The organism is Spirochaetota bacterium (genome assembly GCA_026414805.1).
Lineage (GTDB): Bacteria > Spirochaetota > UBA4802 > UBA4802 > UB4802 > UBA4802.
Genome location: JAOAIH010000168.1, coordinates 1 through 258, shown reverse-complemented (window position 1 = coordinate 258; position 258 = coordinate 1). Strand labels below are relative to the sequence as shown.

The following is a 258-nucleotide window of genomic DNA, read 5'->3' as shown; positions in this document are numbered from 1 at the left end:
CAGCTGAGTTAGCAAAATATAATATTAGCGGTTCTACCTCTTTGGAAAATGGAATAATTTCAAATTTTTCATTTCTTGCATTAATTAACTGTAAGACTCCAACTATAGTTTCGTGTTGATTTTTAAGTGGTATTGTGAGCATTGATTGAGTCTTATAGCCAGAAATTTCATCGTAAGTGCTATCAAAGCGATATGGTACATCAGGAGCTAACTTGTAGACGTCAGGTATATTGAGGATTTCACCTGAGAGTGCAACAT

General features: G+C 34.5%; 1 protein-coding gene. It reads right to left on the bottom strand.

Features of this window, described 5'->3' with window-relative positions; translation table 11 throughout:
- Positions 1–258, bottom strand: a 258-nt coding sequence (locus N3F66_15195) for a GAF domain-containing protein (GenBank protein ID MCX8125491.1), incomplete at both ends; no start/stop codon positions are given.